The following is a 13,743-nucleotide window of genomic DNA, read 5'->3' on the forward strand; positions in this document are numbered from 1 at the left end:
CTAAAATTTCAATCTGGAGGGGCGCATGAATACGCACATTTTCGGCCAAAAAGTTTTTTGGACCGTTCTCGCAACAGTCACACTTTTAGCCATTACCACAAACGCAGCAGAAACTCGCTATAAGGACCGCTTATTCGAGGTTTCCAAAGAAGTAGATGTCACTTATGCAGAAAAAGTTCCAAAACTAAGTTCACTGCATGATATCGCGAAATTAACGTTTTCCTTTGGAGACAGCATCTTCTTTTATACAAGCGAAAGCGAAGTAACACTCAGTTCCATGAAAATGGACATCTACACACCAAAGGGCGACACAGAAAAAAAACGCGCAGCAGTTATCGTTGCTCACGGTGGAGCCATGATTAAAGGTTCCAAAAACGATTTCAGCCAGCTTTCAATCACCTATTGCGATTCTCTTGCAGCACGTGGATTCGTGACAGCATCCATGGGATACCGCACAGGCGTATCGCTTAGAGGCGAAGGCAACTCTCTCAGCATTGACAGCGCTGATTTCGGACGATCAGTGTATCGCGGAGTACAAGATATCAACGCCGCAGTGCGCTACATGCGCAAAAACGCAGACAAATACGGAATCGACACGAACCAAATTTACCTTATCGGTAACAGTTCTGGAGCAATTCTTTCCATCGAAAACATTTATACAAACAACGAAAGTGAATTCCCAAGTTACATTAACTACGGCGATGCACCAGATCTCGGCCCACTGAATCTCTACGGCGAACAAGGCGTTGGTTTCCATGCAAATGGCGGTGTTTTCTTGTGGGGAGCAACACATGACCCCAGCATCATCGGCAGCAGCGAGGTTCCCGTCCTTCTTATTCATGGAACCGAAGACAAAACTGTTCCCTTTAAAGTCGGGCATCCACTCGATGGCGCTGCAAGAATGTTAAAGAGAATGGCACCTGAGGAATACGCACCCCTTGTAGAGGCAATCGACTTTGTTGTCGAAACCCCTACACTTTACGGAAGCTACGTCATCGACTCCATCTTGAAAGCCAAGAATATTGAGCACGAAACATTTTTCGCAAACACTTCAACCCACGAAGTATACGACGAACTCGAATACGAAAAAACAGTACAAACAAAAGTTTTTGATTTTTTGTTTAAACTCGCTTCCTCAAATTCGACAACATCTATCGGCAAGCACACTATTGCATCTCGCGCATCGGGAATCCAGATGCAAAAGGGCAATTTGAGCTTCATCGTTACTCGCGGCAACAACCTAAAATACACCGTGATGGACCTTCGCGGCCGCCCAGCAATGTCGGGTAGAGTATCCGCAAATGAATCTGTAGACTTGAGCTCGCTTAGCAATGGCGTTTACGTATTACACGTGCAAGGTGAACGCGCCATACGCATTGGAATCAGTAAATAACGCGTCTCGCCAAAGCGAGCGTTCCATTCAAATTTAAAACTGTAAAATATTAAACAGAAGCAGGACGGTAGCCGAGCAGCTTCATGCTGTAAAGCGCCGTCCCTTTGCTTATACTGCGGACACCCGTAGCATAACCGAAAATCTTTCGCAGTGGCACGTCAGCTTTCAAAAAGTGCGTTTTGCCATCGCCTTCGATTTCCTTCACCTTGCCTTCGCGAGCCTGGATATCGCCCGTCACAAGACCAGCAAAATTCACGGGACATTCCAGCGAAAGTTCCATCACCGGTTCGTACAACTGCACATCTGCAGGTTTCACGAGTTTAGCCACCGCATCGGCACAGCACTTCTTGATCATCGGCGGAAGCGCTCCTTCAGTCCATTCAAAGCGATGGACTTCAAAACGTACGCCTACAAGCGGGCCCTTGCCGAGCACGCCGACTTCGGTCGATTCCAAGAGTGCCGAACGCACACCCGCCAAAATTTCACGCGGGGCACTTTCCATGAACTCCGCAGACAAACGAATATCGTGAGCATCACCCTCTAGCGGAGAAGCCGAAATGCTAATGGACATTTTATGCGGCCCAATCTGGAACGTATTTTCTGCAGGTCCCACGGCACAGCACAAGCGTTCTTGCCAACGCACTTCGGGGCTACCGGCTCTCACTTCGCAACCAAATTCACGTTTTAAGCGGGCTAGCAGCACATCGAGCTGCACCTCGCCCACCGTATGCAAGTACCAGAAACCTCCATCGTCCTTTTGCACGCGGAAACTCGGATCCATTCGCGCAAGCACTGAGAGGCTACGCTCCACGTGGGCATAATCTTCAGTGCGTACACATTCCACACGCGTCTGCAACAACGGCAAGTAATTTTCGCTGATCGACGGCGCGGCAGTTCCGGCGGCATTTTCCGCGGCATCTCCTGCAGCTTCATAGATTGCTTCGCCTTCGGCTCGCAATGACGTACCCGCCGCACTTTCGCCTCTCTCGTCTAAATAAATCACCTGCCCAAGTTCTGTTTCAAACGGCGAGACCATCGCATAAATATCGCCCGCACGGATTTCATCCACTGGCAAAAGCATATTCGCCTTGAGCCTTGAAAACTCAAAGCCCGCCGGCCAATCACGGCGCAACAAATCCACATGGCTGCGGAACAGCGAAATCTCGCCAATCCCACGGAAATGCCTCAAACGCACAACTTGCCCCAACTCGTTTTCACCAAAAGTCGGGACTTCCGGCAAAAAGAACGAAAGCGCCGTCACAAGGCTACGAACGCCAAAACCTTCCAGCGCAGAGCCCGCATAGCAAATCACATATTCATCGCTTGCAGCAAGCGCCTTGAGCCCGCGCAAAAGCATCTTGGGCGGCACCGGCTTATTTTCAAGTGCAAGCGACAAAATTTCATCGTCAAAATTGCTTGCAAATTCCACCGCTTCGGCATAATACTTTTTCAAAAGCGCACGCTCTTCCGCAGAACCCGCATCCGATTCCCAACCGTCATCGAGAACTTCTGCACCCGATTCCGAATGCACCAAACGGCTTTGGCTCAACACATCGAGCACGGCATGCATTTTGCCATTCTTGAATTGCGGCACAGACATGAGCACCGGGCGCACACCAAGCGTTTCTTCAATGTTGATGAGCGTTTCGTCCAGCGAATAATCGGGATTATCGAGTTTATTTACAAATAAAATCGTACGTACACGCGATTCTCGCAACTTGCGGAACGAGGCAACCGTCTGCGTTTCGACACCACTTGCGGCACTCACCACAAGCACAGCACCTTCCACAGCCGTAAGCGCCATATCGACTTCGGCACCAAAATCAACATGTCCCGGCGTATCGATAAAATTGAACCACGTATTTTTCCATTCGAAATGCGCCACGCCACTTTCAATCGTGATGCCGCGTTCCTTTTCTTCGGGCATGTAATCCATCGTGGCAAGGCCATCTTCTACACGTCCCGGGCGGTGAATTTCGCCTGCTGCAAAAAGGATTCTCTCAGAAAGAGTCGTCTTGCCCGCATCAACGTGGGCGAGAATTGCAATATTTCGAATCGGCTGTTTCATAAGCCAAAGATACATTTTACTGGTTCATGAACGAGAGTTTCAACGCCTTATCGTATAGTCGTTTCGCCCACTTTTCGTGACTCGCCGATTCACCGTAAAGATCATCCAAAACAGTCCGGATGCCCGCCACGCCACCACCTTTTTTCAGTATGAACACAGCAAGCAAACTAATCACGCCCAACGAAGAATCAATAATGTCCAAATCCGTGCTCGCAAGTTGGAAAGCCGCCAAGTTGTAGGCATCATCGGCATTATCCTTGATTAACCTATCGACATCGCCAAGCGTCTTGAATCGCAAAAATTTTAACGCCTTGAGGAATGGCATAAGCGAGGATTCATGAATTTCGGCCTGGTTGATTGCCGCAATGCGTTGGTTCAACTTATCAAACGGTCGCAACTTCAAATAATTCGTAAACGAGTCGCCATTCAGCGCAACCTCATCAAAGCGCCCCGAACGCACCAGCGATTGCACATGGAACCTGTAATTATTGAGATCCGTACGGATTTTGCTGAACTGTTCATCAATCAATTCCAACATTCCCGCAAGGCGATTCAAGTTGCGCAAGTATTCCCGAGGAATTTCAAAACCCGACTTGTAGCCCGTATCGTGATCAAGCACCGCCCACACATGCTGCAAAGCCGTGCGCAATTGAATTTCAAAGTGAATTTCATTTATTTCAGGGCATTCCGGATCTTCGTACAGAGATTTCGGGATGGTACATATAAAATGCAACGAATTATATCCAAAGCTATCGAGTTCGTGCATTTTACGTTTATCAACGCTGTTTTTCCAGTCAATTTTGAACAAACTTTCAACAAGTGCCGCAATTTTGTCCACATCGTCATTGTAGAACGCAATCACGCGGGCACCCAAAATGTCCGTCAAATCCGCCAGAGACTTATACTTGCCATTTTTACGTTCAAGTTTTTCGGCAAGGCTCGCTTCTGCCTTGATTCGCGCTTCAACGGCAGTCACATAAATGTTATTCTCTGCCACTTTTTTCTTGAGCAAATCACAAACAAAAACTTTCAACCGCTCATAAATTGGCTTTTTTTCGCGATAATCCTCAAGAATCATCGTTTCAGCAGGATTCAACCCATATTTTTCTACAGAATCTTCGCCCATTATTTTCTACCACCAAATATTTTTTCAATTAAATCCGAAAATTCCGAATAAGCAAAAGTTCCTTCAAGTTCTTTCAGGGCCGCAGCCAAGCCACGATAATGCCACTCATGCTCTTTTATATCGGTCACATGGAAAATATTCCAAAGTTCATCGCCTTTTTGTACAAAATCGCGATAGATAATTCGAGCATTGCTTAACTTGTCTCCAAGCGCCACCATTTTTGCATCGCGACTTGCACACGAAAGCCTGTCAATTGCCGCCTGCTTGCGGGCATGCCAAGAATCCGACTCGTTCACGCCTTCCATGAACACGTCGGACTCTTCTTCCACAAGCTTTGCCACACGGTCTCCAAATTCTCGACGGATATCATCCAACGTAACAGACGTATCTTCAACGGTATCGTGCAAAATAGCCGCCGCCAAAAGTTCCTGATCGGTTGTCATCGTAGCGACAATTTCGACAGCTTCCATCGGGTGGACAATGTAAGGGAAACCTTTTCCGCGACGTTCCGTGCCAGCATGAGCCTTGACCGCAAAAACAATAGCCTTATCGAGAACTGAAGTATCCATAATTAGTCCTCTAAGAAATACTGAACATTGGTAACAACGCGGACATTCTTGATGTACGGCGTATTTTCATCGCGGTCACTAATGGAGAACTGCCCCTGCGATGCAGTCTTGATTTTTCCGAGTTTGCTATCGGAATCCGCTGCAAACTTTTCACCGGCAGCACGGGCATTCTTGTTTGCTTCATCAATCATCGCGGGCTTAATTTCGTTCAGGCCATTGAAGCTGTAAAGTTTGCGGTAGCGGTAATCATCACCACTGAACGCAATACCTTGCTTCAGCAAGTCGCCCTGTTTGCCCATGATATCACGGACGCGGTCCACATTCTTCGATGCAACCGTCGTCACGACAGTCGCAATGTAGCGGAACGGGCGCTTGTTGTCGCCATAACGTTCGCCTTGCACATCTTCGATTTCCGGAGCAGACCAGCTGATTTCGGAATCCACGACGCCATTGTCGCGCAAGAACTTTCCAAGTGTTGCATTTTTCGCCTGCACTGCATCATAGATTACAGAGAGGTCATTCCCGACTTCCTTGTACACGATAGGCCAAATCACAAAATCCGCTTTAACTTCACGTTCGGAAAGGCCTCGGACAGAAACAACGCGGTCCCTATCTTTCGTGTGCATCATGGCGCAATAGAGGAAAGCTCCAAGACCGAGAATTGCAATTGCCAACACCAAAGCTTCTTTTACTCTAGACATATATTTCTCCTTCGCCGCAAAACACCCACGGCTATAAGTTTAATATACAATCTTGAGTAGTTACTAGTTATTGGTCAATGGTCATTAGTCGTTGGTTTTTACCCAAGACAACAACATGATTATACATCTAATGACCAAGAACTAATGACTAAAGACCACATTCTAATTTCTATATTTTCCCCCGTAACAAAAACCCGCGTGTGCGGAAAGGATAATCTATGTCTAAATTGACTGATTCTAAGGAATGGAAGGCCCTCGAGGCCCATGCCGAAGTCGCCAAGACTTGGCAGATGAAGGAACTCTTCGCAAAGGACCCGACTCGCGCTGACAAGTTCAGCGTCGAAGCTTGCGGACTTTTCCTCGACTACTCCAAGAACATCATCACCGACGAAACCATGGCAAAGCTCCAGGACCTCCTGAAGTCTGCTGGCTTCGAAGACATGCGCGCCAAGTATTTCGCTGGCGAAAAGATTAACACCACCGAAAAGCGCGCTGTGCTCCACACCGCTCTCCGCTACAAGGGCAACGATCCGATCTGCGTCGATGGCAAGGATGTGATGCCCGAAGTTCGCCGTGTGCTCAAGCACATGGAAGAATTCACCAAGCTCGTCCGCACGGGCAAGTGGAAGGGCCACACCGGCAAGTCCATCAAGTACGTTGTGAACATCGGTATCGGCGGTTCTGACCTCGGTCCGGTGATGGTCACCGAAGCTCTCAAGCCGTATGCTGAAAAGCCGGCTGCTGGCGAATACTCTCCGGAAGTCTACTTTGTTTCTAACATCGACGGCACCCACATGGCCGAAACCCTCAAGAAGGTGAACATCGAAGAAACGCTCTTCATCGTTGCTTCCAAGACATTCACCACTCTTGAAACCATGACGAACGCCGAAACTGCAAAGGCTGCAGTTCTCAAGGCTTTCAATGGCGACGAAAAGTCCATTGCCAAGCACTTCGTTGCTCTTTCCACCAACACCGAAGCCGTTTCCGCTTTCGGTATCGACACTGCTAACATGTTCGAATTCTGGAACTGGGTTGGCGGTCGTTACTCTCTCTGGTCTGCAATCGGTCTTTCCATTGCACTCCGCATCGGTTTCGACAACTACATGAAGCTCCACCAGGGCGCTTACGAAATGGATCAGCATTTCAAGACCGCTCCGGCCGACAAGAACCTCCCGGTTATCCTCGCTCTCATCGGCGTTTGGTACAACAACTTCTTTGGCGCTTCTAGCTACGCCATGCTCCCGTACGACCAGTACCTCCACCGCCTCGCCGCTTACTTCCAGCAGGCAGACATGGAATCTAACGGCAAGACCGTTGACCGCGATTCCAAGCGCGTGAACTACCAGACGGGTCCGATCCTTTGGGGCGAACCGGGTACGAACGGCCAGCACGCCTTCTACCAGCTCATCCACCAGGGCACCAAGATGATTCCGTGCGACTTCATCGCCCCGGCCAATAGCCACAACAAGATTGGCGATCACCACCAGAAGCTCCTCTCCAACTTCTTTGCCCAGCCGGAAGCTTTGATGAACGGTAAGACGCTCGCTCAGGCTCAGGAAGAACTCCGCAAGGATGGTAAGTCCGAAGAAGAAATCGCATTCCTCGCTCCGCACAAGGTATTCGAAGGCAACAAGCCGACCAACTCCATCATGATGGACTACGTTTCTCCGGAAACGCTCGGCGCTCTCATCGCCATGTACGAACACAAAATCTTCACGCAGGGCGTTATCTGGAACATCAACAGTTACGACCAGTGGGGTGTTGAACTCGGTAAGCAGCTCGCCAAGAAGATCCTCCCGGAACTTGCAAAGGCTGATGCTGAACTCAACCATGACAGCTCCACCAACGGTCTCATCCGCTGGTTCAAGGCTCACCAGGCTTAATCGCATGTCATCCCGGACTCCGTTCCGGGATCGCCATTGCCAAACGCAATTAAAAAAGTCGCAGCATTCCGCTGCGGCTTTTTTCATACCCTCAATAAATTCTACAAGTCGTTTTACGCGCTTATTCCCTTCTCTTCGAGCACCTTCATCACCTCGTCATACGGGAGCGGTTTCGAGAAGTAATAACCTTGTACGCGGTCACAACCGATTGCCTTTAGAAATTCCAAATGTTCCTGCGTTTCAACACCTTCAGCAAGTGTTCCCAAATGCAGGCGTTTAGCCATTTCGACCATCGACTGGATAACTACTTTGGACTTTTCGGTAAAGTTTCTCAAAAAGACCATATCAATCTTGATAAAGTCAAAATCATAATCCTTCAGCATATTCAACGATGAATATCCCGAACCAAAGTCATCCATCCAGACTTCAAATTTTTCATCCTGGAATCGCTTTATCTGTTCCTTGATATAGCCGCCATCATCATCTTCCAACACGGATTCCGTGATTTCGATATGAAGCATTTCGTGCGGAACTTTGTACATATCCGTAAAGCGTTTGACTTCTTTATAGATTTCGCTCAGCTTAAAATCCAAGCGAGAAAGGTTGAACGAAACAGGCACACATTTATGCCCTAAATTCACCTCATTGCGATACCCTTCACAAACTTTTTTTAGAACAAATACATCAAGCTTATGAATCAAATGGGCTTCTTCAAGCACCCCAATAAAATCCAAAGGCGAAATCATACCATGGACAGGGTCCATCCAACGGGCCAGTGCTTCGAATCCACATAGTTTATTCGTCTTGACATCGATAACAGGCTGAAAGAACACCTTGATATGTTCGTTTTCGATTGCCTCGTCAATATGCGTAATCAAGTACATTTTCAAACGTTCACGAGAACTCATTTCGTCAACGTAAACAGCAACATACTCGTCATAACGGCCCTTGATAGAAGTTTCGGCAAGGCGAGCTCTCATAAAGCATCTTTCGATATTCTCGTTCGGTTCGCGCTGCGCATAAACGCCAGCCTTGACTTCCAATGCACCTTGCTTCGAAAAAGCGTGTATTTTATCGTGTATTTCTTTTACTTTAAAATTCATCCCGGCAACATCGCCAATCACACGGAACATGTCACACGAAACACGAGTTACATAACGTTCGCCAAAAAGTTTCCGGAGTGTTGAAGCTAAGACCTTGAGTGCAGCATCGCCCTCGCTAAAACCATACCTTTCGTTAAACGCCTTGAAGTTATCCACATCAAAAACGACAAACGCAAAACGGCTCTGCGTATCTTTAGAAAGAAGTTCCTGGACATAATTCGAAAACAGCAACGGATTTGGAAGTCCCGTCAGCTCATCTCGGTTACGAGCAATTTCGGCCTGTTGCGTCAAACGGATTGCTCTGAAAATCAACTTTACAGCAATCGTAAGCGTAAGCCAGAAAAGGCTAGCTACGAACACCAAATAATTCAAGAACTCAGGCGTCACTTCGATCATGCGCACGCAAACATACATAGCAAGGTTCACGAACATGCTGAACGCCGTAACAAAGCCGATAAAGTCAAAACGCACAAAAGCTCGAGCTTCGCGAACACGTAATATCTCGTACCAAACAAATACCCACCAAAGAATAATGGCCACAGCATCTACAATAAATGCCATAAGTTGGGTTTTCCCGACTACCATACCTAAATAGCCAATTCCCACAAAAGAAGTCATCATAAAAAGCGACAGCGACCAATGAACCGAAAGACGCTTATAACAAACAATTACCGCAACAGGAATCAACAACACACGGCTTGTGTAATCAACAATTACATCCACCAACAGCGGAACAGCCCCAAACACATGAAAAAGCACACTCATCACGCCATGGTAAATGAAGTCCGATAAAATCATATACGGACATAACGAAAAAACGACGCCCCAAAAAAGGACCTCTTTCATTTTCTTTTTTTCGCCCAAAACGACAAGTGTCGCGAGGTAAACGCTCCCTACTAGCAATGACGGAAAAAAGAACACGTGATTCGCGAATTCAACTATGCTCATAATCACCTATTCCTTATGGTATAATATAATGAAACTACAGCGTTATAGCAAAACAAACGTGAAAAACAGCACATTTCAAACGCCATTAATACGCCTTTTATCGTAAAAAAAGTTTTCGCCCCCTAAAACAGGTCAAATCTTACATTGAAAAATGCCCTAAATTTCGCTAAAAAGCCCAAATTTGACAAATAATCAATGCTAACGAACTAACAAATGTAAGAAAAAGAAAAGATTATTTTCTAAATTTGCGGCGCGAGATAAAAACAACAACCCTAAAGGGAGCATTACATGAATTCCAAAATTCTGCTAATATCATCAACATTCTGCTTGGCGATGCTGAGCGGCTGTTTTGAAGAAGCCACCGAGGCAGCAGCAAACGAGATCCAGGAAAACCTGACCTCGGCTGTAGCCTGCACCACAGAACCGCTCAAGGACAATAGCGGTGTCAAGATCATCTGCGGAGGCGATTCCGTAGGCGTCGTATTGAACGGTAAAGACGGAAAAGACGGCAAGGATGGCGAAAACGGAAAGGATGGTCTTTCTGGCAAGGATGGCGAATCCTGCTACGTGACCAAGAATACCGAAAAGAACGGTTACGACGTTTTCTGCGGTGAAGAAAAGCTCGGCTTCCTTGCAAACGGCAAGGACGGTGTAAATGGTAAAGACGGCGAAGATGGCGCTCAAGGTGAAAAGGGCGACAAGGGTGATAAAGGCGATAAAGGAAACAAAGGCGACAAGGGAGACAAAGGAGATAAAGGCGACCAAGGCGATAAGGGTGACAAGGGTGATAAGGGAGACACCGGCGATAAAGGTGACAAAGGTGACTCCGGCAAACAAGGTGAAAAGGGCGATACCGGCGCTCAAGGCGAGAAAGGCGACAAGGGAGCCGATGGCGAATCTTGCACTGTTGTAGAAAACACTGAAATTGATGGTTACGACGTTATGTGCGGCGACAAGAAGGTCGGCGTGCTCCGTAACGGTAAAGATGGTAAAGACGGCGAAAAGGGTGACAAGGGCGATAAGGGTGATACCGGCGCTCAAGGCGAAAAAGGCGACAAGGGTGACAAGGGTGACTTCTGCTCCGTGAAGGTCAACGCTGAAATCAATGGTTTTGACGTTGTGTGCGGCGACGAAAAAGTCGGCGAACTCCATAACGGTTTGGACGGTGAAAAGGGCGAAAAAGGTGACAAGGGTGATAAGGGTGATGCTGGCGAATCCTGCACCTTAGTGATTAACAAGGATATCAATGGTTATGACGTTCTCTGCGGCGACAAGAAGGTCGGCGAACTTCATAACGGTCTGGATGGAGAAAAGGGCGAAAAAGGTGACAAGGGTGACACCGGCGATAAGGGTGATACCGGTGATAAAGGTGAAAAGGGTGATAAAGGCGACAAGGGAGACAACGGTGAAAACGGTCTCGATGGAGTTTCTTGCACAATTTCGCTGAACGAAGAAATCAATGGTTACGATGTTATCTGCAACGACAAGAAGGTTGGTGAACTCCGTAACGGTAAAGATGGCGAAAAAGGTGAAAAGGGTGACAAGGGTGATAAAGGCGATACCGGTGCTCAAGGCGAAAAAGGCGACAAGGGTGATAAAGGCGATAAGGGTGATGCTGGCGAATCCTGCACCATCACAGTAAATAAGGAAATCAATGGTTATGATATTATGTGCGGCGACAAGAAGGTCGGCGAACTCCATAACGGTTTGAATGGTGAAAAGGGCGAAAAAGGCGATAAGGGCGACAAGGGTGATACTGGCAAAGCTGGTAAGAACGGTACCGATGGCGAGTCCTGCACAATCGCAGCTAATAAGGAAATCAACGGTTACGACATTCTCTGCGGTGGCGTAAAGGTTGGCGAACTCCTCAATGGTAAAGACGGTAAAGATGGTGCTAACGGCGAAAAGGGTGAAAAGGGCGATAATGGCGAAGATGGCGCTAAAGGCGAAAAAGGTGACGCTGGTGCCGATGGCCAGTCCTGCACTGTTGTTGAAAACGCTGAAATCAATGGTTACGACATTCTCTGCGGCGGCGTAAAGACCGGCGAACTCCGTAACGGTAATGACGGTAAGGACGGCGAAAAGGGTGAAAAAGGTGATCAAGGTGAAAAGGGCGATAAAGGCGACAAGGGTGACACCGGCGATAAAGGTGAAAAGGGTGATCAAGGCGAAAAAGGAGATAAAGGCGACAAGGGTGATAAAGGTGAACAAGGCTATATGGGTGAAAAGGGCGAACAGGGCTTGCCAGGCGAATCCTGCACTGTCATTGAAAACCTTGAAATCAACGGTTATGATATCCTCTGCGGCGGCGTAAAGGTTGGTGAACTCCGCAATGGTAGTGATGGCCACGATGGCGACAATGGTGTTAAAGGCGAAAAGGGCGATCCGGGCGAATCCTGCACCGTAGTCGAAAACCTTGAAATCAACGGCTACGACGTTTACTGCGGCGATACAAAGGTCGGTGAACTCCGCAACGGCAAGGACACCATCCTTCCTTCATCCAGCAGCATCGCTTCTTCTAGCAGCGAAATCGCATCTAGCTCCAGCAGCGAACCGATTCCTTCTAGCTCAAGCGTTGAACAACTCAGCGAAGCATGCACAGCACTCCGCGCTAAAACAGACGTGTTCAATTCCCTGTACGATGTGCTCGGTTGCACCCTCTCTAACGAAAAGGTCGCTATCGTTCTCCGCCACGCCCAGCGTGACATCAATAAATACGGTGACGAGGACGGACTCATCGAAGTGGGCAGACAGCAGGCAAAGCAAGTCGGCGAAAAGCTGAAAAAACTTAACCTCGGTGACTTCTATTACATGTACACGAACGTCAAGCGCACTGCAGAAACCGCTCAAATCATCGCAGTGAATAAAGGCCAAAACGTTTCTACAAACTTGAACGACTGGCACAAACATAGCATTGACGGCCTTAGCGAAATCAACTTGAACTTGAAGGAATCCTGGTACATCAGACCCAACGGAAATGCCGGCAACTGCAAAGGCAGCGCAAGCTGGGGCTGGAGCTCTTACTCAAGAATTGCATATCAAGAATACGATAACAACAGCAACCGTCAGAACTGCGAAAATGCATTCTACCCCATCGCTGACAGAGTTAACGATTTCATCAACACCTACTTCACCTACGACCAAATGCACAAGTACACCTTGGCCATTTCACATGACCAATACACGGTCCCGTTTGTCATTACCATCAGTAACAAGCAAATCCACGATGACGTAGTAAACTCGAAGTATGACCTCCGCTTCCACAAGCACGACAACTGGCCACCTGACTTCAACTATTGGATTAACTACCTTGCAGGTTTCGTACTTATCGTGAACGAAAACAACAATGTTGTTAAGATCCCGGTCAAGGCTCTCGACGACGGGTTCTTGCGTAAATACGAAAATCCGTAAAACGATTTCTAATTCTCTCCAAGCCCCCTTCACGGGGGCTTTTTTTTATTTCAAGGAAGACAACAAACCCCTTTGTAAAGTAATTATTAAATAACTATTTTGTAAGTAATACTTTGTTTTATATTTAGGGGAAAGGAGGTTACAAAATGGAAAACTTTTTCAATTCATTGTGCGACATTTTGGCAACCTCCCCTTGGTGGGTTCAAATTTTACTCGCATTTTCCATAGGACTTTGCGTCCTTTCGATTTTGTCCGTTTTTTTATGCGATTTATTTTTCATTCCATTGTATGGAGTACGTGTACCCCAATTGCCAACTTTATATATATGGCAAGCAGGAATAACTCTGCTCATTGGTATTTTAAAAACGTTCCATATTCCGACTAAAAAACTTGAACGCTGCAAGAATAAATACGAAAACGATATTAGAAGATTGGAAAACATCAAAGAACACATTATGCGCAAGGCAGCGCTAAAAGAGCCCGTTCAAAAAGAGCCCTCTCTTAGCAAACATTCTTACAAAGACATCGAAGAGTGACTTGG

Annotated in this window: 9 protein-coding genes; 4 read left to right on the forward strand and 5 right to left on the reverse strand. The window is 47.3% G+C overall.

Going from position 1 to position 13,743, the window contains the following annotated elements; all coding sequences use genetic code 11:
- The first annotated feature begins 25 nt into the window (after positions 1-25).
- Complete coding sequence (locus tag BUA34_RS11760) at positions 26-1,393, forward strand: carboxylesterase family protein (protein ID WP_072829841.1); 1,368 nt, start codon at positions 26-28, stop codon at positions 1,391-1,393.
- 49 nt (positions 1,394-1,442) lie between these two features.
- Here the strand turns inward: BUA34_RS11760 and BUA34_RS11765 are convergent, their stop codons facing one another.
- The 4 genes from BUA34_RS11765 to BUA34_RS11780 are packed head-to-tail and all read right to left on the reverse strand — an operon-like array spanning position 1,443 to position 5,857.
- Positions 1,443-3,461: a GTP-binding protein gene (locus BUA34_RS11765; protein WP_072830005.1), complete on the reverse strand. Its 2,019-nt coding sequence runs from the start codon at positions 3,459-3,461 to the stop codon at positions 1,443-1,445.
- A gap of 16 nt (positions 3,462-3,477) precedes the next feature.
- On the reverse strand, positions 3,478-4,587 hold the full coding sequence (locus tag BUA34_RS11770) for a GTP pyrophosphokinase (protein ID WP_072829843.1): 1,110 nt from the start codon (positions 4,585-4,587) through the stop codon (positions 3,478-3,480).
- Positions 4,587-5,156: an HD domain-containing protein gene (locus tag BUA34_RS11775; protein ID WP_072829845.1), complete on the reverse strand. Its 570-nt coding sequence runs from the start codon at positions 5,154-5,156 to the stop codon at positions 4,587-4,589. Before BUA34_RS11775 ends, BUA34_RS11770 begins: the two co-directional genes overlap by 1 nt.
- A 2-nt stretch (positions 5,157-5,158) precedes the next feature.
- Complete coding sequence (locus BUA34_RS11780) at positions 5,159-5,857, reverse strand: SIMPL domain-containing protein (RefSeq protein WP_072829847.1); 699 nt, start codon at positions 5,855-5,857, stop codon at positions 5,159-5,161.
- A 218-nt stretch (positions 5,858-6,075) separates the two neighbouring features.
- On the opposite strand from BUA34_RS11780, the gene pgi reads away from it, so the two are divergent.
- Complete coding sequence (gene pgi / locus BUA34_RS11785; RefSeq protein ID WP_072829849.1) at positions 6,076-7,740, forward strand: glucose-6-phosphate isomerase; 1,665 nt, start codon at positions 6,076-6,078, stop codon at positions 7,738-7,740.
- Between the two features lie 113 nt (positions 7,741-7,853).
- On the opposite strand, the gene BUA34_RS11790 is transcribed toward pgi, so the two are convergent.
- Complete coding sequence (locus BUA34_RS11790) at positions 7,854-9,791, reverse strand: putative bifunctional diguanylate cyclase/phosphodiesterase (RefSeq protein WP_254794454.1); 1,938 nt, start codon at positions 9,789-9,791, stop codon at positions 7,854-7,856.
- 288 nt (positions 9,792-10,079) lie between these two features.
- On the opposite strand from BUA34_RS11790, the gene BUA34_RS11795 reads away from it, so the two are divergent.
- Entirely contained in the window at positions 10,080-13,202 is a 3,123-nt protein-coding gene (locus BUA34_RS11795; protein WP_072829851.1) for a histidine phosphatase family protein, read from the forward strand.
- A 146-nt stretch (positions 13,203-13,348) separates the two neighbouring features.
- Positions 13,349-13,738: a hypothetical protein gene (locus BUA34_RS11800; RefSeq protein WP_072829853.1), complete on the forward strand. Its 390-nt coding sequence runs from the start codon at positions 13,349-13,351 to the stop codon at positions 13,736-13,738.
- Positions 13,739-13,743: the final 5 nt, after the last annotated feature.

Source organism: Fibrobacter sp. UWB12, assembly GCF_900142485.1.
In the GTDB taxonomy this organism is placed as follows: domain Bacteria; phylum Fibrobacterota; class Fibrobacteria; order Fibrobacterales; family Fibrobacteraceae; genus Fibrobacter.